Source organism: Empedobacter brevis NBRC 14943 = ATCC 43319 (assembly GCF_000382425.1).
GTDB classification, from domain to species: Bacteria; Bacteroidota; Bacteroidia; order Flavobacteriales; family Weeksellaceae; genus Empedobacter; species Empedobacter brevis.
Window position 1 is genome coordinate 44,895 of sequence record NZ_KB908306.1, and the last position, 22,437, is coordinate 67,331.

Sequence of the window (22,437 nt, forward strand, 5' to 3'; positions counted from 1 at the left end):
TTAGTACAATAACTGTACTCCGTATATTATAGAACTTTTTACAAAATACAAAGAAGAAACATTTTATTAGAAATGAGATAATGCTACCTGTAACTTAAAACCAAACTATTAATAAATATGAGACAGATTAAAAACATTCCAACCATCACCCTTGGAATTTTAGGGTTTTATTTTTTAACAGGCTGTTCTTGCGGAAACAAATTGACAAGCTGTCCCGATGGTAGACCTGTTAGCTTTCCTAAAAATGAAAAGTGTGCAAAGAAGTATTATGAAGATGCAGTAAAGAACTTAGATGTTAATTTAAAGGCCACAGTTAATGTTATTGAACAAGTAACTGTCGGCGTTGATAATTTAGGTGTCAAAACTGAAGCAAAACTACTTAAAGATAAGTTAGACAATGAAACAATAAGGCTTCAAGAGACTTTAAAAGCTTCGTTTCTAGCTTTAAGGAGCGATCCTTGTGGAAATGGGGAAAGACATTATAAAATAATTGAGGCTGTTAATGACAAAAACTATAAACTTCAAGAAATTAAACAAAACTTACTTAATACTTCAACAGTTGAACAAAAACAAGAAACTTTAGGTGGGTATGCCAGAGGTAAAGAGGATGGTAAAAATATGAGAATTTTAGTAAAAGCTATTGAAAAATACTATACTGACAATCAGAAATACCCTGCAACACTTTCTGATTTGAATATAAATGATGTCCTTTTAAAATTGGGAAATAGTAGACTTGATTATAAGTTGAATAACGAGAACTCATTTCTTTTAATATTTGCGGGTGAAGACTATTTATTGCATACTTCAGATGATAAAGTCTATAAAGGCATAAATGAAAACACAGAACAACCAAACTAATAAGCTACAACTATTAAAAGTTGTGTTTTAGACTAGCTAAATTAAAGTATTAAAATTTTAAATATCAATCCATTAATTCAAACACTACACATCTTCCATTCAAAGATAGTGTAGAAAATATCCATGCAATTCTGTTTATTTATATAATAGAATTGCATGAATATTTTAATTAGATACCGTGGATAAGAAAACTAATAAACTAATGAAACTATTTCGTAGAAAGAAAATGGCAAATGAAACCACAAATCTGGATACACTTATCCTGCAAAAAACCTCGCAACCTGTTTGGTAAAATGTGGAGTGGAGTGTGTGGAGTGGAGCATTTTGACAAAGTGGTTGCACCACTTTAACCTGCGAAAATGTGTTTCCGACCATAGGAAGGAATTACATTTTTGGCGTTCGATAGAAAGAATGCTTATTTAGAAAAGATTTAAAAAAAGCGATAGAAAATAATTTCCTATCGCTTTATAACTATACATTGTGAGGTTTCTGTAAGTATTAATGTTCACTTGGAAGCAATAATACATTCCCTTCTTTCCAAATTGTAAATTCACTGAAGAAGAAATCAGAAAATTCAATATTTTGAATTATTAGAATATTGTTATTTCCATCTGTTGCAGAAAGTTTGAATTTGGTATCTTTTACCCTTTCTATTTTCCATACCTGGAATTCTTCTTTTTTAAACTTTGTTTCAAATTGATAAGAAGTTATGCAGTCCATGAACCAATAACATTTTTCTTCATCGGCAATGGTTTTCACTCCATCTGTTAAAATGATTCCGAACATATAGGGATAGTAAGATTCTGTTCCTAAAAATTCGTTATAAAATTCATTTGCTGAAATACTTGGATTTTTCATAATTCGAAAATTTTTAATTGTTAATAATTGTTTTCTACGATGAACACCATTCGCTTGTTCTTGTTTTTGAATTATTTTTCAGAAATGTCAATGAACGCTTTACTTTTTTATCTGAACGGTGTGTCGTTTTTCATTGCTTTTTGACGATAGAAATTTCGATTTTGAACAATACCGTAATGGAAGCATGGAATGAAGGCTGGGAAATCTTTTTGTCCACAGGATTTAGGAGTGTCTGAAAAAATTATTGGAACAAAGTGGAGGTCATTTTTTATAGAAACCCAAAAAGATTTTTTTGTGCAAAAACGAGATTTATAATTTTGCAAACTGAAAACGGCGCTACCGCGCAGCTATTAAAAAAAAGTGGTAATGCCGGGTGATAAAATCAAAAACACACAAATGATTATCTTTATTTGTACATTTAGATTCTTAACCAATAAAAATACCATGAAGAAAATTTTACTTTTATCAGCATTATCAATTGTATCATTAGGATATAGCCAGACGAATTGCGATACGCTAAAAAAAGAAAACGAAAATTTACAATCAGCAAACAAAACTTTGATTTCGGAAAATGATTATCTGAAAAAAGTTCTTGACATTAATCATCCCAGTGTTGAAGTAGAAAAAGAGAATTCCGTATTCAAAATAACGAAAATAACTGGTAATAAGGCTGAAAAACAGATTACTGTTACATTTCTTATTGAAGCAAAAGATGAGAACAAAAAAATGACTATTGAAGATATTGTTATTGTAGATATTGAGGGAAATGAATATAAAATTGATCTTTATAAATCGAGCAGAACATACCCTGAATTAGCATTAGATGTACCTCTCAAATTAACTTTTTCATTTAAAGAGATAGAAGGAGAACCTTTATATATTAAAATATTCAGATTCAGAACTACATCACAACCTGAAAGAAATTTATTCGAGAAGAAAAGAGCAGATTTAGAATTCAGGGACTTAAAAGTTCTTTGGAATTAATCTTTAATGATTCACTTTAGACATTGATTTATAAAATCAACTCATTTACTTCGCAACTTCTTTTCCAAAACATTCCTTGTCAAAGGATCGAAATGTTTTTAGAAATACTGTTGCATCCGTTTAAAAATGCAAAAATGCGTTTACGACCAAAGGAAGGAATTGCATTTTTGCCGCCCGATTTTTTATCAGGCGACTTTTATGGGTTGGGTACGGAAACCTTTCAGATTGTGAAAAAATCCTCTGTATTGGGTCATTCCATTGCGGAATAAGTTCCATAATAGTGAACAACCCATCTGTGTAATAGAAGAATTGATAAATAAATCCTGTTTTTCCAATGCTTCGGCAAGTGAACAACTTGGGCTATTGTCCAGCTCTTCGGATTGCTTCAGCAAATCCCCAAATTCTTCGGTAACAAATGGCAGGCTTGCCACCGTTTCGTACTTTTCGGAATTGGGTTGTTTGATAGTTCCTATTGTAGATAGTAGCACTTGCCCTGTGTGTTGACTGTTTCCGTAATCGAGCCAATATTTGGGTTCATCCCTGTTGTGTAGGTGTTTGCCCATCGCTATAAGCATTTCGGCAATGTCAAACCGCGCCTGTACACTGTCCACACAGGTAATATAAATGGTTGCTTTTGCGTTTTCGGGAAGTTCTCCCAACGCATTGCGTCCAAACTTTTGGGTTTCGGCTTTCCAGTTTGTTCCCATAAAACGGTTGACACGGTTTATCAAGGCAACGGATTTGTACAAGCCTATTTCACTTGGAGCAAATCGCTGTCTGCCCAAATTGGCGGTAGTAATAACATCATCGTCCCACAAACGAACCTGCAAGCCTGCGTGTCCCAATTCAATTAAGCTGTGGTTCATTTCCATTAAAGCTGTCAAAACCTTTGAGCCTGTGCCACCAGCACCGATAAGGTTTACCGTAATCGGGTTGGTCGGACTAATCAGGTAATTGTCCGTAAAATGGACTTTTGCTTTTTCTGTATTCATTGTTTCCATCACAATAGATTTTTAAGGGTTTTGTTATTCGGTTTTAACACTTCCTTTGGAAAGGCTTCATCTGTCTGTATCAGCTTTTTCCAAAGGGTTACACAATTGCCTTTTATCGGATTATGATTTCCCAACAAATGACTGAAATAGCTGTTAAAAAAATAGGTTTCCCATGCTTGTGTAAATTCTTCCACCGAAGCGGAATTTTTGATGTTTACATCTACCGTTCCCATACAGACCTTGCCGTCTTCGTACATATTGAAAAAAGGAGCATGATACAATTCGCTGTTTTCGGTCGGTCGCCTGTCAGTTGTCATAGCAAATACGCTCAAACTATTCTTAGTTGCTTTCCAAAGCATGGGCGGTACTTGTGCTTTTCCGTTGGGAATTTGCAGACTATCCACAAAATACAATTGTCTTTGCTGTGCTGTTGTGTACCATATCACGGTACCGTTGCCCGAATTGATATGCAGAATGCTGATCGGTAAAATACCGTTAGGTTGTAAAAATGCCCTGTCCGCTGTATGTAACGACTTCGCCAATGCATTGGCTTCCTGTACAGTCAACGGGTGGGCATTTACAGGGTTTCCGTTAGTATCCATATCAAAATGCTCCACGTACATATTAGTTGTATTCTCGTCTTTATTTTGGTAAAAAACCAAAGCGGATACTGGATGGTACAATACGCCAAAATCTTTAGTTATGTTCTTTACATTGCTCATTTTAATTCTTCTTTAAATTCATATAGTAAACTGCATAATTCGTCTAACAAGACAAATAACCGTTTTTCAAAATCAAAATCGTTGCCTGCTATCCTGCTTCCATCAATGGCTTTATAAATGGTAGGTTCATCTATTGCTCCGCACTCGTTAAACTCGTTGTTAATACAGTCTTTCATGCTGTCGTATAGCCACCCTTCGGTATCTGCACAAAAAGAGATGTATTTTTCCATACGGATAGTTTCGCTGTCGTACAAGTCATTATAAGGATCTGTTTCACGGATTGGCTCATTTCTGAAAATACGCGCTGTCGGATATTCCGTATAAAGGGCAAAAGCATTACAGGCTATACGCCAACATTCGTGGTCAAACGTATCACGAGGTTTAAATTGGCGCAGACGTTGTTCAAAGATTTTTAAATTGACAGGATTGCTAATCTTTCGTAACATCTTGTCACCAACTTGCTCCGATTTTCTTAACTCGCTTTTGCAGTTCTCCGTGTCCTCGTCATCTTCCTGCTCTATCCAATCATTGTGCGTTTCATAGTGCCAATACAGATAACTTTCTTCCTGTCTGTAATAAGGTATATCAGCTATACGGTACAGGTAGCTGAAAACCGATAGCAATAAGTGTGCATTCTTTTTTTTCTTTGGATATGCAAGCATTTGAAAAAGAGGAATAACAGGAATGTAATACAGCGTGGCATATGTATCGTAGACTTCCTTTTTCGCCAAAAATGTTTTTCTTCTGCTTTTTGCCAAATACAGATTATCCCAATTCTTCACTGTACGTTTTAGTTTTGTTTGCATATTACACATTGCTAAAGCTACATTATAGGGATAATTAAATGCCTGTGTACACATTGGCTCAATGCTATAACTTTTGGCAACTTTGAAAAGGGACGTATAAAAATCTCTCTCCATTTTTGTGGATTGCTGACAAGCCTGTACAGATTGCTCTATTTTCAGTTTAGGCAGAAAGGTACACTTTAGAAAACCATCGGTAACATGGCTATCGGTACGGATTTCTGCTTGTCTTTCTGCACTTCGTTTGTATCTTTTGGCTTTTGCATCCAATTTGCGAACTCGTTTAACTGGCGGTGTAGCTGTTGTTGTCGTGGCTGTTCGGGCAATCTGATAATCCCCGATATGATGTTGCGTTGCATAGTTCATCGTTTTACAATTTTGATTTATCCTTTTGTTCCCATCACACTTTCAAATTGATACTGTACTGTATCGTCTTTGATTTGTGGTGCAGAAATTTTTGCCGTTGTGAGTATCGGGTACATATTGGCGTAGAAATTCAGTACGGCTTCCACACTCCAACGTGGTTCGGGGTCGGTCAGTCTAATGTCCTGTCCTTTATCTTTGAGTATAAATACTCTCTCTAATTGCGTTGCTAATAACATACTATTCTGATTTGGCTGTTAATACTCTTGTTCATTCTCGTAATACACATCCTCGTCTTCGCTTTCGGGGTACTGGGGATAAAGTGCTTCTTTATTCGGTTCGGATGGATTTGGCGTTGTTTCATGTTCCATTGTACCGAATAGGTTGGGTTCAAATTTTGCGGAAAGTGCTGACCTGCGTTTTCGCAATATTTCCGCATGTTCGGGATAATAGGCAGGTTCAGGTACAGCCGACCAAGCTTTTCTATATTCTCCTGATTTTTCGAGTTCGTCCGCTTTTTTCATGGCTTCCGCAAATTTTTTGTCTTTGGTTTCCTGATCCTTTTTCTGCTTATCGGTTTTACCCTTTTCCATTGCAGAATGCTTTTTGGTTTCTTCGACTTGTTTCAGAAATTTTTCCATATCCACCATTACACCCGAAACGGTTTTGATAGGTGCTTTTATCTGCTCAAAAAATCCCTCGTCAAATTCCTGTGGTGTGGCGTTAAATGTCAATGGTGGAATACCGTTTTTTGCCTTATCTCCACATTGCTCATTGTTGAGCAATACCGATACGATTAGATTATTTTCTGCTCCTTTGGAAATGTTTAGTCGCAATACTCCCGTAAAATCCAACTGTGCTATCTGATTAAAAAAATTAGTGTTCATTGTTCTGAAATTTTAATGAGTTATTCTTGTTCTTTAATTGCTGTCAGTTTCTCGTACATATCCGTCCAATAAGCATTCTGTCTTTTGTCGAACTCCGAAAAACTTTTGTTCTCATGGCTATATCCTGTATTGCGTTTGGCAATTTTGATTGCTTCTTTTAGGTCAATTACTTCGATTGGGCAACCGTTTAAATCCATTATTTTCATAGCTATCTGTGTTAAAATGGTAATTTCTCAGCGGTGTAAACACCATTTTCATAATAGCCTATAAGCCGTTCCCAATTCCGTATGAAACTATTCGTGTCTACATAGTATAATTTAGTTCGGTTACAATAGATGATGTGAATAGCTTCATCTTTGTATTGTGTTTCAAGGCTCTTGCCTTTAGCCAGACTTTTCGCTTCCTCTATTGTTTTTGCTTTCATATCAGTTGTTTTTATAGTAGGCTACCACCATTTAAGGCGATAGCCCTTGATTAAATATTTAGTATCTTTTCGGCAATTAATTTTGATTTGCAGAAATCCTCACGATACAGATGTTTATACTTTTCGATTAAATATTCCTCTGCCAAAAGTTCATTGTAATAAGGTCTTAGAATGTCTTGTGCATATTCTCGGTAAAGCTCAAACTTGGTCATTTCAAAGTCTTTAAAATATTTCTTCGCCAACTTAATCCCGAAATTGCATCTTTTGATTGCCACTCTTATTCTCATGTGTTCTAATAAGCTATCTTGCATGTGTTCGCTTAATACTGTTGTCTTTTTCATTTCGTAATGATTTATTTTTGATGGCTACCACCGATTAAGACGGTAACCTGTGATTAATTAGATTCACTTATATAAGTTCCACTCGTTTTGAAAGGATTTGTTCCCTCTGTCATTCGGATTTCCGACTTGAATATCTTGGAAATTCTTCTTGCATAGCGTATTGCAGTGGTTCTATCACAATAAGTTTTATAATAGACTGGTGTATTCTCCCATTCCCTTGTATCTTTTCGGCTCTTGACTTGAAAATTAAATTGTGCTTGTGTTTCCATAATTTTATTATAAAAGGCTTCTTCAAAGGAAAACAGCCTTTGGATTAAAGTTTAAAATGGTAAATCGTCTTCGGTTTCTTGTTCTGCTATGCTGTTATTCCCACCATGTGCAGTAACCTTTATAGTTTCGGTTCTTTTATGACTGCTTCCATGCAGTTTGATTTTTGACGTATGGAAGTTCAATCCTGATTTAAGTTCGCCAGATTGGTCTATCCAAGCATTACTGCTTATTCTTCCCGATAATTCTACCAAAGTACCTTTGGTAAGAAACTCAGCTATTTTTGAATTTATCCAATAAGAGCAATTATAATAAGTGGTTAACTCTTTTCGTCCACCTTGCCTGTCTTTGTAGCTTTCATTAATAGCTACTGAAAAATTTACGACTTGTTTGTCGTTTGCAATTGTTCTGATTTCTGCATCTCTTGTAATTCTGCCAATAATTGTACTCATACTCTTTTGTTTAAAATGGTTAGTCATTTATTTTGTTATCTAATTTTCGAGTGAATTGATTCGGTTTCGAGGACACTCGGCTTTTCTTTTTTAATTTTTCTCTTAATGAGAAAAACAATATTTTTTGTTGTTTTTACTTTTATTTTTTCATTGATGTCAAAGAACGTTTGTAATAGAATTGATTCGTATAACTGAGGTTCAGGCTTTTTTCTTTGCCGATGACCATAGGAAAGTATCAGGCATACAAAACCCGATTCGATTCCGTTTAGAAAAAACAGAATTCCGAATCGGGCTTGAAATCTTTTTGTCCGAAGGATTTAGGAGTGTCCGAAAAAATTATTGGAACAAAGTGGAGAGAATTTTTTTAGAAACCCAAAAAGATTTTTTTGAGTGAATGAGGCTGTCCTACATTTGCAACAGTAAAAAAACAAAACCGTAGTTGGAAAGCAATTTCCAGAAGTTTTTCATTCAGAAAAAATAAAAGTAATTTCATTGAAAAAAACGGAATTTATCAAGACGTTTTTGGAAAGTTTAATGGATATTGATTACATCCATATTTTGTTAAAATGAACATAGCAGAAAGATTTAAAATAATCGATCTGCTATGTTGCTATTTATTAGAAAATGGTTGACTATTATTACAGCATAAAATTATTTGAGCGTTTTCTGTGTTTTGGCTTTTTCAAAAGACTCGTATATAATCCCTTTTATCGCTTTCTCTATTTCTAAAAGACCTTTATCTTCATTAATGTCGATTCCACACACCTTACTACCATTCGATTTTGAGTGGATTGACAGATAATAAATTCCTCCAATTAACAATGCCAATCTCGCTCTTATATTTACATCGGTATGTTCAAAATAATGATCGATTAAACTCAATAATTGCTCTCCCGTTTCTTCTCTTTTATCCGCAAGAACTCGTAACATTTTCTTGTTTTCTCCAAGTTCCCAATGAATAATTTTTTGCCAAATTTTATCTTTTAAAATGATTTCAAGCTGAGCTTGCAATACATCATTTGTTTCACTTGCACCGGCGTTTTCTGCATTTGAAAATATTCTTTGCATCATTGGTTTAGCTCCTGATTTCCAAAAATCTTTTTGCATTATATATTCTTCAACCAGGTTATCTACTCCTCCAAAATATGTCCAAACCAATTGCTTATTCACTCCTGCTGCAAGGGCTATATTAGGTGCTGTAAGTCCGGCATATCCTTTTTTTTGAATCACCTTTCCAACAGAAGCAACCATTCGTGCCATTGTTCTTTCTTTATCTCTTAAAGGGCCTTGTGATGGCTTTCTGGGTTTTCTCTTGGGTTTGCCTGAATCACTTGAATTAATAGTATTGTCTTGAACCATTTTATTATTTGTTTCGAATATTCTACATATACTTACGCAAGTTCTAACTTTTTGCTAATATAATCAAATACATTTAAGGCTTTGTCTAATTGGTCTTTTGTATGGGTTGCCATCAGGCTCATCCGAATTCGGGAATCTTTAAGACTTACCGCAGGATACATAATAGGATTTGTGTAGATACCATTTTCAAGTAAAAGTTTTGCCGTTTCAGAATTTTTATACGTATCTCCAATTTTTACAGGAATAATAGCCGATTCTGTCGCTCCAATAGTTAAACCAATGTTTTGTAATCCTTGTTTAAAGTAGTTAATGTTATCCCATAATTGTTTTTGCCAATGCGGTTCTTCATCTATAAGATCAATCGCTTTAGCGACTCCTAAAACTGTAGCGGGCGCAGATGCGGAAAAAGCGTATTGTCTTGATTGATATTTTAAATAGGTAACAATGCTTGGATCTGCAACCAAATAACCTCCTACATTTCCGAATGTTTTACTAAAAGTCCCGGTTATAATATCCACTTTATCCAATACATTGAAAAGCTCCATCGCTCCACGACCTGTTTTTCCAAGTACGCCAATTCCATGTGCGTCATCAACTAGAATTAACCCTCCATAGTGATGTGTTATCTCAATGATTTCTTTTAATTTAGCAATATCTCCGTCTTGTGAATAAACTCCATCAATAATAACTATTTTTGTTTGATATTCATCTTGAGATCTTGATAAAATACGCTCCAAAGATTCGGTATCATTATGGAGGAAACGTTTTGAGTTTGTCCCTGTAAGGCCTTCATATATGCTGGCATGAACTGCCATATCTACAATCGCAATATCTTGTTTTTTTAATAAACCAAGTAAAGAAGCACTGTTTGCTGTATAACCTGTAGTATAAATAATGGTTGAACCTTCAGGTTTTTTGAAAAATTTCGAAATTTTATCTTCAACTTGTTTATGGTAATCAAAATAGCCGCCGATTAATGGAGAAGCCCCGGCACCGGTTCCAAATTGATCAATCGCCGACTTAACAACTTCTTTAATTTTTGGATGTTGAGTAAAGCCTAAATAGTCATTACAAACAAAACTGATATACGAACCGTTTTTGATATGTTTCGTTTCGGCAAGTTCTACTTCCGAATTACAACCTGAATCAGCTTTTAAAAGATAATTCAGAAATCCATTATTATCTAAATAGTCAAGATAGCCTTGAAAGGCTTCTGCTCTTTGAAAAATATTCATTCCTTGAATGTCTTCAAAATCTTTTGTACTTGTTTTTGTGTAATCGAATTTCATAGTAGGTAATTTTAAATTGTGTGTATACGCGATACCATAACTGATAGTGTTAAAATAGTTAAGTAGTTCGCTTAATATTTTGAGATTAAATATTAAAAAAGAATGAAATTGAGGAGATGTAAATCAGGTGATATTAATTACCAAGCTCCAATTGGTTTTTCACTAAATTGTAATATTCGCTTTTAATTGATACTAATTTTTCATGATTGCCTTGTTCGACAACTTTCCCATGTTTAAGCACTATAATCTGATCGGCATTTTTAACAGTACTCAAACGGTGCGCTATAATCACTACTGTTTTTCCTTTAAAAAAGGATTGTAAATTATCATGAATAATTTTTTCATTTTCTGCGTCCAAAGCCGAAGTGGCTTCGTCAAAAAACAAATATTCCGGGTTTTTGTAGACTGCTCGTGCAATCAAAATTCTTTGCTTTTGTCCTCCCGAAATACCTATACCTGCTTCACCTATTTTTGTACTATATCCTAAAGGAAGCCCCGCAATAAACATATGGATATTTGCCATCTTAGCAGCATATTCTAATTTTTTCCAATCTATATTCAGATCTCCTGTTGCAATATTTCGTTCGATTGTATCAGAAAAAATAAACCCTTCCTGTGAAACCACACCATATTTTTTTCGCCAACTATCAAAACTATATCTCTCAAACGGGGTATTATTAATTGTAATACCACCTTCAACAGGTTCGTAGTATTTTAGAAGAAGTTTCATCAAGGTTGTTTTTCCACTACCACTTTGACCTACAATTGCCGTTATTTTTCCATTTTGAATTGTTAAATCAATATTTTTTAAAACATAAGGTGATCTGGGGCCTTCGTACTGGAAACTTATATCAGATAGCATTATGGGAGCATTATTAAAATCGCAGGCAAGCCCAGTTGTATTTGACAAGTCTTTATTGTGTATTTCGTTTAAACGATTAAAACTGAGTCTTGCATCAAGAGCAGTTCTGAAAAAAGAAATCAGTTGATTTATAGGAGAATTCATCTGACCTATAATATATGAGATGCTCAGCATATTCCCTAAAGAAAGAGCGCCGCTAATAACACTTTTGGCTACAATAAACGTTACTATAATGTTTTTTAAGTTATTTATCAGGTTAAAACCGTTAAGTTGAAACTGGTCAACATTCAAGACTTTAAGATTAGTTGTATAAAGGTGCTCCTGAATTTCCTTCCATTTATTTTTTTTGTATTCTTCAAAGCTATTTAACTGTATTTCTTCAATACCATTAATAAGTTCATATGTATTGGATTGATCTTTAGCTTGCAAATCAAATCTTTTGTAATCCAGTATCTTTCGCTGCCGCTGAAAGAAAAGTGCCCATCCAACAGAAATTACTGTAAGTATCAGGTACACAAGTAAAATAAAAAGGTCATAATACGCAAGAACTAAGAAGAAAACTGAAAATGTTACCAGCGAAAAGACGGTCAGCAGGGCATTTGATGTAATAAATACTTCAATTCGTTTATGATCTTCAATCCTCTGGATTAAATCACCTGTTCTTTTCGAATCAAAATATTTTAGAGGCATAACCATGAGCTTAGATAAAAAATCGGAAAGAATATTGATGTTTATACGTGTTCCGATATGCAGAAAAAACCTGTTTCTGAAGATTTCAATAACCGTACTTCCTATAAATAAGGTAATCTGGAAAATAACAATCAATTGGAGAATTCCAAGGTCTTTGTTCTGAATTCCAGCATCTACCATATATTGTGTTAGAAAAGGAAGTACTAAGGTAATACAACTTCCTATAATCAGTCCTGCGAATATTTTTAAAATATCCGGTCTGAAAGGTTTTAAATAGTTCAGAAGAAACCTGTAATCATTCCGGTGCTCAGGGATTGTATTTTCATAAAATAAAGGAGTAGGCTGGAGAACCAAACATACTCCTTTATTAATACCTGAAGTATTCCAGTTGCTAAGAAAATCTTTTTCATTAAGTTTAATATAACCATGTGCCGGGTCTGCAACATAAAAGAAATTCTTTCCGAACCTTTGTTGAATTTTATACAGTACAACGAAATGGGCTTGATTCCAATGTAATATACAAGGAAGAGAGATTTCGAATAAACCTTGAAAAGTTAGCTTCAGTGCTGTACTGTTAAAACCAAGTTCCTCCGCACATTGCGATATCCCTAATAAACTCACGCCATTTCTTGTCAGGTAACATTTCTCTCGTATGTACGAAAGGTCATATTTTTTACCAAAATGGTTTGAAATCATCGTAAGGCACGAAGGGCCACAATCCATTTCATCAAGTTGATAGACTAACTTTATTTTCTTTTTCAAAATCCTTTCTTCGCTTTTTTATATAATAATCCAATAACAGCTTGTCCTTATAATTGAATTTAAAACTAGGACAGGCCGGCGTACCTTCAAACCAGGATTTTGGGCAGCCTCCTCCGCAGACAGGTAGATGGTTACAGGTTTTACACCAGGTAGAACCAGACTCTAACGTATTATCCCAATCTCGCAGTGTTGCATTTTTATTATAGGTTTCAGCAGGTTTGAACAGGTTTCCAATAAGGCTGTCGCCGGCTTTATAGGTGTCGGAGTACGGAAATTCCCAACAGGCATAAATATTTCCAAAGGCATCCCAAACCTCACTGTCTTCCATATCCACCATACAAACCGAAAATTTTCTTGTAGGCAGTATTTCCACAGAGATGTTATATTCGTAACATTTAAATAACCAGTCTATTTCTAATTGGGCAAAGAAGTTTTTATCGAGTCCATCCTTACCAGCATCATTACCGCCAAAATCTACTATTGGTGCAAAATAAACAGAAACTTTATGAGATATACCACAGTCTTTTATTTGTTCAATAAGACCATCGACAAACTGATAATTCGTCTTATCAATATTAACCCGAATACTGATTCTACAATTATGCTTATCATATGTATCGGTTTTAACCACTTCAACAATATTGTTCATAATAATATCAAAAGTAGGTTCGCCTGTTTTAGTAAACCGTCTTTGATCGTGACTTTCAGCGGTACCGTCCAGGGTTATCTGATAATTGGTTACACGGCAAACTTCTACCAAATCTTTGAACAATTTTGGTTTTAGGCTTAATCCGTTAGTTATCATATCGGAAATGTATCCCATATTTTTTGATTCACAAAGTTCAATCAGTCGTTGCGATGTTTTTTTAATGGAAGAATAGCCTGTTAGCGGTTCACCTCCATACCATGTAACTGCCAAACCTTCATACAAACCCTCTTTTTGATTTAGTAAAAACTGTATCCTTTCCTCGTATTTATTAATTACTTCGTCTGTAGCATAATCCTTTGTGTGATTTTGACCGCAATAGTGACAGCCGAGCTGGCAGTTTGCAGAGGGTTGTATAGTCATTGAAAGAAAATTGGATTTTGCCCTCATCTCTTTGTTTAAGGACGTAACAAAATCAAACTCGTTTTGCTCGTTTGGTATAATAAATTCTTTTTCCTCGAGTGTACGCAATAGTTCCGGTTCAACTTCACTGAACTGATTGACAATAAGTTTTTCATATATGCGCTCGTCTATCATAATTGAAGTAGCTGTTCTTGTAGAGAATATTATTCTTTTATTTTCTAAACCAACCTCGCTTAAATTATCTGTAGATAAATGGTAATTTGAAAATTTCATAAGCAAATCGTTTTACATTTTATGGATTGATTTCAAATTCTTCATTAGCAACAGACTTCGTATAAGTGCCACAGTTAGAATCTTTGAAAACGCCACAGTCTCCACTGAAAACGCCACATGTTTTTAGGTTTCCGCATCCTCCGAGCAGTTGGGAAGATTCATGGTCAGAAATAACTTCAAATCTCTGTTCTGTTCCTTTATTTTTTGCTAAAAGCAATCTTAATTTTGATTTATACATAATCTGAAATTTAATAGTTAAAAAAAGGTTATCTAAAAGAAATCAGGAATGCCAATATTTCACTTTAAAGAAAATAAAGGGTAATGATTTTACCTCAGAAGAACTTTTAGATAACCGGTTAATTTTAAGGTGTAACCTCAATGCTAGACTCTACTTCTTTAGCGTATTGTCCACAAGAACCAAGAATTGTACAAGACCCTGTGTATTGACTACACTTTTTCAGGTTTCCACAACCACCTACCAAAGCCGATGCTTCGTTGTCTGAGATAACTTCAAAACCTCTTTTTTCAAAGTTTTCTCCCATTTGCATGTTTTTGAATTTGTTCTTAAACATAATTTTAAAGATTAAGAATTAAAAAATACTACATCAACCGTGCAGCTTTCGGTATTTAAGTGTCATTTTCCAAGTATTGCGCACTACAAGGACTCTGATACAATAAATCTAATTATTTGTCGCTCTGTCTTTTTCTTCAGAATTACCTGTTGTATTTTGTTTTGCCCTTATTTTAGAATTACCAAACCGGTAACTTACTGACAAGCTAAAATTTGGGCCATATTCAAAATTGGAACGTCTGATATTAACACTGTTAATTGTTTCTGACCACCTTTGTTTGTTTGTTCCGAAAACATCTCTTACACTTAGGTTTGCAACAAGCTTCTTTTCAAAAAACATTTTCCGTACCCCTATATTGAGATTAAACACCTCCCTGTTCTTTGATATTCCGTAATAACTAGGAAAAGAATAAGCCAAATCTACATTGGCAAGAAACGTTTTGTTCTTATTCAGTATTAAAGCATTAGAAACTGAAATATCTGAACCAAATCCCTTCGTTATTTTGTTTGTATTTGGATTGTCTGATATGGTTTTAGAATAATAAATATCCAACATAAGAAAACTTTCCAGCCAATTATTCCGATAGGAAAAACTTTCACTGATTCCATAGTTATAGGTGGTGAAATAATTGAGCATAGTTGACTGTTGGTTAATGGATTGATCGTCAATAACAGTCAATATAGTATAACCATCTGTTTCTTTCGAATAGTAAACGGAAGTATTAAAATTACCGGCGCTATGTCCCAATTCTATGTTATGTGAATAACTAGGCCGCAAAAATGGATTACCTTCAAAATACGAAAAGGAATTATTATATATCCGGAACGGATTAAGCATAGCAAAACGAGGCCTGTTAATACGTTTGCCATAATTTAAAGAAAATGTATGATCTTCATTCGCATTATAAACAATATAGGCTGTAGGAAAAAATTTTAGGTATGAATTTTTATCTGTTCTTTCAAGCGATTCTGAAGTACCTTCAGTTTGGGTAGATTCCATTCGTACTCCGAGCTGAAGTTCCCATTTATTATCATTGAATGACTTTTTACCCGACAGGTACAATGCTTGTATTGCCTCAGAATATTTAAAATTATCATTACTCCCAACTGCAACAGGCAATTCCCCATCCTGATTTTCTCCGTAATATATCTTACTGATTGTTTTCGTATTTGATAATCTCGCGCCATAACTTAGATCGATATCAAATAATTTTTGTTCGACATCAGCTCTCAGTGTATAATTATTAATTCTTTGTTTTCCATTATTGCTAAGAATGCTTTCACCTGTCTGATTATTAACAGGAAGTTCAAAATATTTGGTAATGAAACTTTGGTCATTTCGGTAATCGAAATTAAAATAATCTGCACCAATTGTCAATTTACCGCCAATAGTGTCCAGTTTCAATAGAGAATTGAAGCTTAACGAATGGTTTTTATTTTTTTTACTGTTTCTTAAATCCGTAAGAATTCTGTTTGCATTGATATCATTCTTATCAGTTAGCAGCACCTGGTTTTGTTGTTCAATTCCCGGCTTGCTTTCACTTCCGTAATATTCTATACTCGAACTGAATTTACTGGAAAACTCATAATTTAAATTTAGTTTTCCGCTTATCGAATTATTTTTTCGAAGTGTGGAAGTCGTGCCAGACCAAAACTGATCAGGATAATCAATTTCTTCTGTAGCAAGATTGAAACTATCACCTCTTGAATACCCAAGACTTGAAGAAATGCCAAACTTTCCTTTATTATAATTGAAAGAACCCCCTGAAGAAAATACATCCGCTTTTTCATTATAACTATATGAACTTCGTAAAGATGCACTCCAATAATCTACTTTAACCTGTTTTAACTTAATATTGATCAAACCACTATTTCCCTCCGCACTATACTTTGCAGGCGGATTAGTTATAACTTCTATCAATTGTATGTCTTCTGTTTTTATGGTTTTAAGATAGTCCGATAATTCACTGCCATTTAATAATATCATTTTGTCATTTACCATAACTGAAACAGAGCTTTTTCCAATAATCCCTACATTTTCATTTAAAATTTTTACTCTCGGTGTTATTTTAAGGGCATCTATTGCTGTTCCTCCGCTAGCAGAAATTGAGTTTTCAACATTAAAAACTAATCGATCAACTTTACGTTCTATTAATTTTTTTCTTGCTGAAATAGTTAATTCTTCAAGGATTACCGACTCTTCAATTTCAATAATCCCTAAATCAATATCTTGATGAAGATCAATCGTTTTATTTAAGAATTCTTGTCCAAAGCTTTCAATTAAAAGTGTATATTTTCCTGAATTTGCTTTTATGTTGAAAATACCTAGGCTATCAGTATAAGTTTGAGTTATAAGAGAATCATTTTTTAATAATGAAGCAGTTGCAAACTCTACAGATTTCATTTGTTTATCAACTAACTTACCTTTTACTACATAATGTTGTGCATTTGCAAAGTTTATATTCGAAAAGAAAAGTAGTAGTATAAATAAAAGTATGGTAGAAGACTTTTTCATAAATTATGATTTAACTCTCTAACCAAAAAAACAAAATAAATTTTAATTATGCAATTAGATAATTAAATAATGTTAGTATTTTTCATAAAATTAAATAAGTCTAATTTAAAATATGATTTTATTATGTTTATTATTAATAAATTACATTTTATAAAATTAATAGGAATTATAATAATATTATTTTCTAAATAAAGAATAAACAACATGATATTAACTTTTTTATTTTTAATTTGCAATATGATTCCTTCTATACATTAACACTATATTAAATTAAAACATGAAAGTAAACAACCTTTTTTTGGGGATAGTATTATCAGCTACAACCTTTATTTCCTGTAATCAGGATGATATTTCTGAAAGCGAAAATATTGAACAAACGAATATCCAAAGTTCAGCACGTATTGCAGAAGGAATAATCCCTTTTACCGTTGAAAATGTAAATAAAGCATTGCCAAGAGTTCTATCTTACTACAGAGAACATCGCCCCCAAGTAGCACAGCGTTTCGCAAACTACCAAGTAGAGCCTACCCATATTTATTATAAATTTACACCTGCTGATAGCTTGCAATATTCTTTATTAATGGAAAAAGATGAAGAATTACAACTTACAGTTGACCCGTTTGAATTTACGCCCAAAGAACGTACTGAAGATCCGGGAGAAAATGAAATACCAAGCTTTTACGCTGTGGTAAGTAACCAAATGTAACCCACGAAACACTTGCCTTGCTTCATTTTACAGACGAAGATAAACTGGAAGACGTTTCTCAAAATTATGACGAGATAGAATTTAAGCAAAACCTAATGTATGAAACTCGTAAAATTGCAGGACATTTAGATGAAGAGGAATTGGCAGAAGGCTATATGAATTACCGTGAAGGCATTGAAGAAGGCAATTCGCAAGATGGAAAAGTAGTCGCAAAAGGGCTGTTTGGTAAAAAATGGAGACCTTCTGGAAATATACGTGTAGAAGATGATTGGTTGTCTGAAAGGAGAGGTACAGCTGTCTATTTACCAGTTTTGAGAGCAGAAGTCAATGTTTTGAAATGGGGGTGGCTTCGTGTTGAAAATGGTTCGACAGATGTTAACGGAAACTTTTCTACTGGTACCACATATACCAAACACGTACATTATAATGTTAAGTTTGCAGACTTTGTGAAGGTGAAAGTACGTCCAGGTAACTTTTTTGATATAGCAAATTGGAAATCAGATAGCCATAAACGTAGAGCCTTAAATGTTGTTTTTACTAAAAACACAAAACACCAGTTTTACGCTTTGATCAATAATGCCGCTCATGACTATTTCAATAGAGTCGTTCCTACTTATGGTATTTATAATCCCGTATCAATTGATATATCTGGACATTATAATGATCACAAATCAAACTATTGGTTTGGCTGGATTCCGTTTAGAAGTGAAGTTAAGATTGGTGGGAAAAATAAAGATGGTTCTCGTAAAAAAAGTGATGAAGTTTACGCTACAGTAATTCATGAAATCACTCATAAAGGACATTATAAAATGGATGGAACAGCATTTAATAGTATTGCAGGTAGTGCAGCAAAGCATAAACTGTTTCTAAGAGAATCTTGGGCAGAGTGCGTAGAAACTATAGCTACAAATGATAAATATACACAATATTTTAATCAATATGGTTTAGGTAACTATCTTTCTTCGCCTATATGGACGTGGGGGAATAACCTTATAAGAACATGGAACGGAGGCAGACAATATACGACTCTTTCTGATATGGATGAATATAGCTCATTGATGATAGATTTGATAGATAATTACAATCAACATAACTTTAATATTATTTATCCTGAGGATCAGGTAAGTGGTTATAGTCTTAAACAAATTCAGACTGCCTTAAATGGTAATCATAGTGTTGATTCTTTCTATGATAAACTGTTCAACCTCTATACTAACAGTACGAAAGTACACCTAAATACTCTTAAATCACATGCAAACACAGTTGTCAATAATTTATAAAACAGGCATAGCATTGCCTTTAGCGTGTATAACCTTAACATCCTGCGACCCGGGAACAGGCGGAGAAACGCCACGGTACACCTATGAGGTTGCTATAAAAAATCAATCAGCAAGTCCAGTTTCAATCTATGGATACAACACCGCAGATCCCTATGGAACAAAACTAGAAATGGCTGAACTTAAGTACAGCTTATTGGTAGGAGCAGCATCTCTCAGTAGCATAAGTACCGTAACAATACCCAAACCTCTTGGAGATCCTGCTTTCGGGTTTATGTATCCGGGATTTGAGGATGTCGTGGTAGATTCAATTGTTCTGAAATTTTCGGATTCCAGAGGTTATTATAGCAATCTTAATGGCAATACCGTTTGGCTTTCAGGAAAGTCAACGTTATGGAACGTAAAAGAAAATGATATTGTTCAGCAAGACGGAGTTCTCATCTATCCCATTACCCAGCAAGATTACGAAAACGCGCATGTGCTACCGTAGAATTTAATGAAATAAAATAGGTTGCAAAAATAAATTTCTGCAACCTATTTAACTTTTTCTAAATCTTGTTAATCTAAACTTTAGATGGTCAATTTTACAAGATTCTCCAATTATATACATTCATTTTAAGATGTGGCAACTGAATTTGTGTATGATCAATATAGCTAACCCTTCTAAATTAAACTGATATGTATTTACTTACCATGATTGACAAAAAATTGGAACAAGCTATGCTCCATTTATCACAATTACCCCTTTTTCATCAGACGTATCATTATACTTCAGAGAACCAGCGAACCTATTTTACCCGGAAACTGATTTGTTTTTACCTCTCTTTTTTTCAAAGGTTGGAAATTCTACCGTCAGGTTTTGACTATTACAAAAGAAAAATAGTAAAAGACTGTGTGTTGGGAACAAGTGAGGAAATTGAACATGACCTTGTTTTGAAAAAAGCTCTTAAATGGGCGGAACTTAACATCAATTTACTGAATCCTGATAAACAACATCAAATTTTTCCCATCCATTTACATTTTTTCACAACATCTAGCGTCATTATTTTAAGCGGAATGGCTGAATTGGAAAATTCAGTATTGCGACTTAATATTCATGAGTTATCTATTCCAAGAAGGATTATAAAATTAACATCCGGCAAATTACACTATCTTAATGATTCTTTAGAAGTATACTGTTCGGAAAGACATAAAAACCTCCGGGATTTGGCAAGGCATTATAATAAAGATTACCAGCAATTTCAACAGGATTGCAAAAGTTATTTCAGAAGTACTTTTTATCAATTCTATACAAAAGTTAAAATGATACATGCAGTGGATGATATTTTGTTCAGTAAAATGTGTTTTAAAGAAATCGCTGATAAGAACGGCTTTACAGATTATAACAATATGTATAAGATATTCAATACAAAATACGATTTTCCGTTGGATAAAATTCCTCGATTTTTGTTTGAAGATTAAGCGTTTATACTTTTAGCAATGTTTTTCATACTTTTAACCATAATTTACCGACTTATCACCTTGTAATACTTACTTTTAGCAATTTTACAACTGCTTAAATATTCAGAATTTTGGTTAACCAATTAATCGAAACTGAACCAATGAAAAGCATCCGTCATATTGTTCCAATCATCATCAGTTATTTATTTATACTGCTTTTTGTCTATGCCTCTCTAAGTAAAGCAAGAGAGTTCGGAGATTTCCAACTACAGCTGGGGCAATCTCCTTTATTGGGTGCGTTTGCCGTACCGGTTTCCTATGGCGTAATTAGTCTTGAGCTTTTCATTAGTCTTTTACTGGCTATTGACAGAGTACGTAAAATAGGATTATATTTAGCTTATATATTAATGGTGATGTTTACAGCTTATATTATCATCATCCTTCATTTTACCTCTTTTACCCCTTGTTCCTGCGGAGGCGTTTTAGAATCATTAGGCTGGACGGAACATCTTATTTTCAATAGTGTATTTGTGCTATTGACTGGCTGGGCAATTGTTCTGATGGAAGATAAGCCGTTGAAAAAAGTAATTTTCCGCTTATTGCTGTTACTTTTATTGGGAACCTTTATCATAACAGCTATCTTTCTAAGTTCTGAAAACGAAATTAAACAAAACAATGCTTTTCAAAGAAAATACATTCCGCATGGGCTTGAAAAAGTTGGGGAATATACTTTGCCTTCGAACTCCTATTATATTGCGGGTATAGACGACAAAACCATTTATTTAGGAAATTATATGGCTCCTCTTTACCTAAAACTGATAGACATAGATCTGAAAACGGAAAAAGAAATACGGGTAGAAATTGAAAATACGGAACTCCCATACAAAAGAGTGAAAATGGTTGTAAAGCCTCCTTACTTTTTTCTTGGTGACGGTACTGTTCCTGTTCTATTCAGCGGAAATACGACGAGCTGGAAAGCGAAAACTTTTTCTCAAAACGATGCGTACTATATGCAATATGCAATCTTGGATTCACTGCACCTCGCCATCACAACTACCAGTACACAAACAAAAGCGAATACTTTGGGAGTTCTTCGTAAGAATAATGATTCTATTGAGGTTACTTTGAACAATACAATTCTGGAAAAACAAGTGGACGGGATGTTTGATACAGACGGAATCTTACTGGACAATTCACAGGGAAAAACAGTATATGTTTATTATTACCGGAATAGCTATGTAGTTGCCGATCATAAACTAAAACAAGAAATCACAGGTAAAACAATCGATACGATAAGTAAAGCTCAGATAGATGTAGCGTTCTACGAAAAGAAAGACCAGTATAAATTAGGTGGAAAAAGTACAATCGTCAACAAATATGCGACCACCTTTGGTGATTACCTGTTTATCAATAGTGACAGGTTAGGAAAATATGAGGAGGATGAAGTATTGAAATCTGCCGCAATTATAGACATGTACAATACCTCTAACAATACCTATTTACAAAGTTTTTATTTCTATCATCAACCCAATCAAAAATTGTTGGAATTGAAAACCTATAAAAACCTTCTGATTGGAATTGTAGATAATACGCTATGGGTATATACACTGGATAAAAAATATTATCAATAAAAGTTACTGTACAGTACCAGGAAATAGGCTGAACACCTGAAA

The 22,437-nt window shown here is 34.0% G+C and carries 24 protein-coding genes; 7 read left to right on the forward strand and 17 right to left on the reverse strand.

Annotated features, from left to right (window positions below; translation table 11 throughout):
• The first annotated feature begins 117 nt into the window (after positions 1 to 117).
• Positions 118 to 858 (forward strand): hypothetical protein, encoded by a 741-nt coding sequence (locus H277_RS0117315; protein WP_026357704.1) that lies wholly within the window; start codon positions 118 to 120, stop codon positions 856 to 858.
• 498 nt (positions 859 to 1,356) lie between these two features.
• Here the strand turns inward: H277_RS0117315 and H277_RS0117320 are convergent, their stop codons facing one another.
• The gene (locus H277_RS0117320) at positions 1,357 to 1,716 is read right to left on the reverse strand and encodes a DUF6876 family protein (protein WP_019976890.1); all 360 of its coding nucleotides are present in this window, start codon (positions 1,714 to 1,716) and stop codon (positions 1,357 to 1,359) included.
• A gap of 444 nt (positions 1,717 to 2,160) precedes the next feature.
• Here H277_RS0117320 and H277_RS0117330 point away from each other — a divergent pair, with 444 nt between their 5' ends.
• Positions 2,161 to 2,700 carry a hypothetical protein gene (locus H277_RS0117330; protein ID WP_019976892.1) on the forward strand — a complete coding sequence of 180 codons (540 nt, stop codon included), beginning with the start codon at positions 2,161 to 2,163 and terminating at the stop codon, positions 2,698 to 2,700.
• Positions 2,701 to 2,885: 185 nt separating this feature from the next.
• Here the strand turns inward: H277_RS0117330 and H277_RS0117335 are convergent, their stop codons facing one another.
• The 16 genes from H277_RS0117335 to H277_RS0117420 form a co-directional block, all read right to left on the reverse strand.
• Positions 2,886 to 3,692 (reverse strand): PRTRC system ThiF family protein, encoded by an 807-nt coding sequence (locus tag H277_RS0117335; RefSeq protein WP_026357705.1) that lies wholly within the window; start codon positions 3,690 to 3,692, stop codon positions 2,886 to 2,888.
• Positions 3,693 to 3,700: 8 nt separating this feature from the next.
• Positions 3,701 to 4,414 carry a PRTRC system protein B gene (locus H277_RS0117340; RefSeq protein WP_019976894.1) on the reverse strand — a complete coding sequence of 238 codons (714 nt, stop codon included), beginning with the start codon at positions 4,412 to 4,414 and terminating at the stop codon, positions 3,701 to 3,703.
• Positions 4,411 to 5,583 (reverse strand): hypothetical protein, encoded by a 1,173-nt coding sequence (locus H277_RS0117345; RefSeq protein WP_019976895.1) that lies wholly within the window; start codon positions 5,581 to 5,583, stop codon positions 4,411 to 4,413. Before H277_RS0117345 ends, H277_RS0117340 begins: the two co-directional genes overlap by 4 nt.
• Before the next feature lie 17 nt (positions 5,584 to 5,600).
• Positions 5,601 to 5,819, reverse strand: a complete 219-nt coding sequence (locus tag H277_RS0117350) for a PRTRC system protein C (RefSeq protein ID WP_019976896.1) — start codon at positions 5,817 to 5,819, stop codon at positions 5,601 to 5,603.
• An 18-nt stretch (positions 5,820 to 5,837) separates the two neighbouring features.
• Entirely contained in the window at positions 5,838 to 6,467 is a 630-nt protein-coding gene (locus H277_RS0117355) for a hypothetical protein (protein WP_019976897.1), read from the reverse strand.
• Positions 6,468 to 6,487: 20 nt separating this feature from the next.
• On the reverse strand, positions 6,488 to 6,673 hold the full coding sequence (locus tag H277_RS20240; RefSeq protein WP_026357706.1) for a hypothetical protein: 186 nt from the start codon (positions 6,671 to 6,673) through the stop codon (positions 6,488 to 6,490).
• A gap of 11 nt (positions 6,674 to 6,684) precedes the next feature.
• A complete protein-coding gene (locus H277_RS0117365; protein ID WP_019976899.1) occupies positions 6,685 to 6,891 on the reverse strand; it encodes a hypothetical protein in 207 nt (68 codons plus the stop codon).
• A 50-nt stretch (positions 6,892 to 6,941) separates the two neighbouring features.
• The gene (locus H277_RS0117370; RefSeq protein WP_019976900.1) at positions 6,942 to 7,232 is read right to left on the reverse strand and encodes a hypothetical protein; all 291 of its coding nucleotides are present in this window, start codon (positions 7,230 to 7,232) and stop codon (positions 6,942 to 6,944) included.
• A gap of 320 nt (positions 7,233 to 7,552) precedes the next feature.
• Positions 7,553 to 7,951 (reverse strand): single-stranded DNA-binding protein, encoded by a 399-nt coding sequence (locus H277_RS0117380; protein ID WP_019976902.1) that lies wholly within the window; start codon positions 7,949 to 7,951, stop codon positions 7,553 to 7,555.
• Positions 7,952 to 8,602: 651 nt separating this feature from the next.
• Complete coding sequence (locus tag H277_RS0117390) at positions 8,603 to 9,310, reverse strand: TetR/AcrR family transcriptional regulator (protein WP_019976904.1); 708 nt, start codon at positions 9,308 to 9,310, stop codon at positions 8,603 to 8,605.
• Between the two features lie 32 nt (positions 9,311 to 9,342).
• Positions 9,343 to 10,599, reverse strand: coding sequence for an aminotransferase class I/II-fold pyridoxal phosphate-dependent enzyme (locus H277_RS0117395; protein WP_019976905.1), 1,257 nt, complete (start codon positions 10,597 to 10,599; stop codon positions 9,343 to 9,345).
• Between the two features lie 133 nt (positions 10,600 to 10,732).
• Positions 10,733 to 12,874, reverse strand: coding sequence for a peptidase domain-containing ABC transporter (locus H277_RS0117400; RefSeq protein ID WP_051094556.1), 2,142 nt, complete (start codon positions 12,872 to 12,874; stop codon positions 10,733 to 10,735).
• Positions 12,875 to 12,878: 4 nt separating this feature from the next.
• Entirely contained in the window at positions 12,879 to 14,156 is a 1,278-nt protein-coding gene (locus H277_RS0117405; protein ID WP_169337525.1) for a radical SAM/SPASM domain-containing protein, read from the reverse strand.
• Between the two features lie 118 nt (positions 14,157 to 14,274).
• On the reverse strand, positions 14,275 to 14,493 hold the full coding sequence (locus tag H277_RS0117410) for a hypothetical protein (protein WP_019976908.1): 219 nt from the start codon (positions 14,491 to 14,493) through the stop codon (positions 14,275 to 14,277).
• A gap of 124 nt (positions 14,494 to 14,617) precedes the next feature.
• Entirely contained in the window at positions 14,618 to 14,797 is a 180-nt protein-coding gene (locus tag H277_RS0117415; RefSeq protein WP_221406905.1) for a hypothetical protein, read from the reverse strand.
• Between the two features lie 138 nt (positions 14,798 to 14,935).
• Positions 14,936 to 17,341 carry an outer membrane beta-barrel family protein gene (locus H277_RS0117420; protein ID WP_019976910.1) on the reverse strand — a complete coding sequence of 802 codons (2,406 nt, stop codon included), beginning with the start codon at positions 17,339 to 17,341 and terminating at the stop codon, positions 14,936 to 14,938.
• A gap of 298 nt (positions 17,342 to 17,639) precedes the next feature.
• On the opposite strand from H277_RS0117420, the gene H277_RS0117425 reads away from it, so the two are divergent.
• From H277_RS0117425 to H277_RS19385, 5 genes are all read left to right on the forward strand, one after another.
• Positions 17,640 to 18,047: a hypothetical protein gene (locus H277_RS0117425; protein ID WP_146810726.1), complete on the forward strand. Its 408-nt coding sequence runs from the start codon at positions 17,640 to 17,642 to the stop codon at positions 18,045 to 18,047.
• A gap of 17 nt (positions 18,048 to 18,064) precedes the next feature.
• Entirely contained in the window at positions 18,065 to 19,327 is a 1,263-nt protein-coding gene (locus H277_RS0117430; protein WP_019976912.1) for a hypothetical protein, read from the forward strand.
• On the forward strand, positions 19,299 to 19,814 hold the full coding sequence (locus H277_RS0117435; protein ID WP_019976913.1) for a biotin/lipoyl attachment domain-containing protein: 516 nt from the start codon (positions 19,299 to 19,301) through the stop codon (positions 19,812 to 19,814). Before H277_RS0117430 ends, H277_RS0117435 begins: the two co-directional genes overlap by 29 nt.
• 188 nt (positions 19,815 to 20,002) lie before the next feature.
• Positions 20,003 to 20,785 carry a helix-turn-helix domain-containing protein gene (locus tag H277_RS0117440; RefSeq protein ID WP_146810724.1) on the forward strand — a complete coding sequence of 261 codons (783 nt, stop codon included), beginning with the start codon at positions 20,003 to 20,005 and terminating at the stop codon, positions 20,783 to 20,785.
• Positions 20,786 to 20,925: 140 nt separating this feature from the next.
• Positions 20,926 to 22,395, forward strand: a complete 1,470-nt coding sequence (locus tag H277_RS19385; protein WP_146810722.1) for a MauE/DoxX family redox-associated membrane protein — start codon at positions 20,926 to 20,928, stop codon at positions 22,393 to 22,395.
• Positions 22,396 to 22,437: the final 42 nt, after the last annotated feature.

What these genes read in the sequence shown, in the direction of transcription:
- H277_RS0117315 (WP_026357704.1), top strand. Translation starts at nt 118, where the DNA reads ATGAGACAGATTAAAAACATTCCAACCATCACCCTTGGAATTTTAGGG.
- H277_RS0117320 (WP_019976890.1), bottom strand. Translation starts at nt 1,716, where the DNA reads ATGAAAAATCCAAGTATTTCAGCAAATGAATTTTATAACGAATTTTTA.
- H277_RS0117330 (WP_019976892.1), top strand. Translation starts at nt 2,161, where the DNA reads ATGAAGAAAATTTTACTTTTATCAGCATTATCAATTGTATCATTAGGA.
- H277_RS0117335 (WP_026357705.1), bottom strand. Translation starts at nt 3,692, where the DNA reads ATGAATACAGAAAAAGCAAAAGTCCATTTTACGGACAATTACCTGATT.
- H277_RS0117340 (WP_019976894.1), bottom strand. Translation starts at nt 4,414, where the DNA reads ATGAGCAATGTAAAGAACATAACTAAAGATTTTGGCGTATTGTACCAT.
- H277_RS0117345 (WP_019976895.1), bottom strand. Translation starts at nt 5,583, where the DNA reads ATGAACTATGCAACGCAACATCATATCGGGGATTATCAGATTGCCCGA.
- H277_RS0117350 (WP_019976896.1), bottom strand. Translation starts at nt 5,819, where the DNA reads ATGTTATTAGCAACGCAATTAGAGAGAGTATTTATACTCAAAGATAAA.
- H277_RS0117355 (WP_019976897.1), bottom strand. Translation starts at nt 6,467, where the DNA reads ATGAACACTAATTTTTTTAATCAGATAGCACAGTTGGATTTTACGGGA.
- H277_RS20240 (WP_026357706.1), bottom strand. Translation starts at nt 6,673, where the DNA reads ATGAAAATAATGGATTTAAACGGTTGCCCAATCGAAGTAATTGACCTA.
- H277_RS0117365 (WP_019976899.1), bottom strand. Translation starts at nt 6,891, where the DNA reads ATGAAAGCAAAAACAATAGAGGAAGCGAAAAGTCTGGCTAAAGGCAAG.
- H277_RS0117370 (WP_019976900.1), bottom strand. Translation starts at nt 7,232, where the DNA reads ATGAAAAAGACAACAGTATTAAGCGAACACATGCAAGATAGCTTATTA.
- H277_RS0117380 (WP_019976902.1), bottom strand. Translation starts at nt 7,951, where the DNA reads ATGAGTACAATTATTGGCAGAATTACAAGAGATGCAGAAATCAGAACA.
- H277_RS0117390 (WP_019976904.1), bottom strand. Translation starts at nt 9,310, where the DNA reads ATGGTTCAAGACAATACTATTAATTCAAGTGATTCAGGCAAACCCAAG.
- H277_RS0117395 (WP_019976905.1), bottom strand. Translation starts at nt 10,599, where the DNA reads ATGAAATTCGATTACACAAAAACAAGTACAAAAGATTTTGAAGACATT.
- H277_RS0117400 (WP_051094556.1), bottom strand. Translation starts at nt 12,874, where the DNA reads ATGGATTGTGGCCCTTCGTGCCTTACGATGATTTCAAACCATTTTGGT.
- H277_RS0117405 (WP_169337525.1), bottom strand. Translation starts at nt 14,156, where the DNA reads ATGATAGACGAGCGCATATATGAAAAACTTATTGTCAATCAGTTCAGT.
- H277_RS0117410 (WP_019976908.1), bottom strand. Translation starts at nt 14,493, where the DNA reads ATGTATAAATCAAAATTAAGATTGCTTTTAGCAAAAAATAAAGGAACA.
- H277_RS0117415 (WP_221406905.1), bottom strand. Translation starts at nt 14,797, where the DNA reads ATGGGAGAAAACTTTGAAAAAAGAGGTTTTGAAGTTATCTCAGACAAC.
- H277_RS0117420 (WP_019976910.1), bottom strand. Translation starts at nt 17,341, where the DNA reads ATGAAAAAGTCTTCTACCATACTTTTATTTATACTACTACTTTTCTTT.
- H277_RS0117435 (WP_019976913.1), top strand. Translation starts at nt 19,299, where the DNA reads ATGCAAACACAGTTGTCAATAATTTATAAAACAGGCATAGCATTGCCT.
- H277_RS0117440 (WP_146810724.1), top strand. Translation starts at nt 20,003, where the DNA reads ATGTATTTACTTACCATGATTGACAAAAAATTGGAACAAGCTATGCTC.
- H277_RS19385 (WP_146810722.1), top strand. Translation starts at nt 20,926, where the DNA reads ATGAAAAGCATCCGTCATATTGTTCCAATCATCATCAGTTATTTATTT.